The following is a 1,471-nucleotide window of genomic DNA, read 5'->3' as shown; positions in this document are numbered from 1 at the left end:
CTTGTATGGATGCCTCCCGGCGATAGGTAGTTACCCGCGTCGTGTCGTGAAGAAGTCGGCTGCTGCCTTGTATCCGGCCTGTTGTGTGGGTGCTGAGTTGCCCCGTTTGCCCACTGGCCCCGATGTAATCCGCTGACGAGCGCCTCATCTCCTTGGCGGACTGTTGAAGTCCTGTTCGCCATTCAGGTTTGGCTCGTCTCGGTCTGACCTGTTTCACATCACGTCGTGTGTTGCTGCCCCAATCGCCTTCAAAGGCTCACATACCCTTTCTGTTCAGGTTGGTTGATATTCAGCTACGGTGTTCAGGCGCGCACTTGCGGCCTGCTACTCACGTAGCCCCGTTGGTAGTCCTGCTGCCTGGCCGTGAYAGCCCAGATCGTCCTGGCCAYCTTGGCTGCCTGCGCCACGATCACGACATTGGCCGGGCGTCTGGCCTGCAGTTGCTCCAGCCACACCCCCGGTTCCTTGGTATGCGTGAGTACCGAGCGCGCCCCGTGGATGAGCAAGGTGCGCAGGTAGGTGTCACCCCGCTTGGAGATGCCCAATAGCTTGACCTTGCCGCCAGTGCCGCGCTGGCTCGGCACCAGGCCCAGCCAAGCGCAGAACTCGCGGGCCGACTTGAAGGCCGTGGCTTCACCCATCGTGGCAACCGCGGCCGTGGCCGTCATCAGCCCGACCCCGGGGATARCGGCTACGCGCTTCATGTCCGCATCRSCGCGCAGGCGCTGCGCTAGCCGCACTTCGATGGCCTTGATGTCCTCGGCAATCTTCTTGATCCGATGCGCCTGCTCGCGCAGGCTGTCGACCACGTACTGGGGGATGTCGTTGACCAGCGATTCCAAGGTCGCCTCGATCTCAGAGAACAGCGCACCCCTGCCTCGCGCGAAGATCGCGCCAAACTCGTAGAGCAGGCCCCGCAGCGCGTTGGTCTGCATGACCTTCATCCTCATGAGCAGTTCGCGCTGGCGGTGCAAGACCAGCGTGGCCTGCTGCTCCAACGTCTTCATGCCTACGAACTTCGTGCCCGGCTGCTGCACGGCCAGCCAGATGGCTCGGGCGTCAGTGGCGTCGGTTTTGTTGCCGGCCACGAAGGGGCGCACGGCCTTGGCATGAATCAGCCGCACGCTGTGGCCCAGCCCCGTCAACTGGCGCGCCCAGTGGTGCGCCCCGCCGCAGGCCTCGATGCCGATCAGGCAGGGCTGGCGATTGMCGAAGTGCTCGAGCACCTTGGCACGCTTGAGTTGGACGTTGACGATCTCGCCCGTGTCCATGTCCACGGTGTGAAGCTGGAACACGCTCTTGGCGATGTCCAGGCCAACGACCTGCCGGCCGTCGATCAAGCCGATGATTTGTCCTGCACCTTGTGCTGCACTACGATTCATCTCGGACCCCCGATGGTGTTTGTGAAGACCTCGGTCTATCACGCATGGGCACTTCGATGCCGTATCCATTCGGGGGTCCACCTTGCCCG

The 1,471-nt window shown here is 62.9% G+C and carries 1 protein-coding gene; it reads right to left on the bottom strand.

The window, feature by feature from the left end; all coding sequences use genetic code 11:
• Positions 1-302 precede the first annotated feature (302 nt).
• Positions 303-1,382, bottom strand: coding sequence for an IS110 family RNA-guided transposase (locus AC1DNF_RS35585; RefSeq protein ID WP_478153627.1), 1,080 nt, complete (start codon positions 1,380-1,382; stop codon positions 303-305).
• Positions 1,383-1,471: the final 89 nt, after the last annotated feature.

The organism is Variovorax sp. 01T432 (assembly GCF_056398605.1).
Note: the sequence above shows the minus strand (reverse complement) of the source record. Positions and strands in the feature narration are given on the sequence as shown.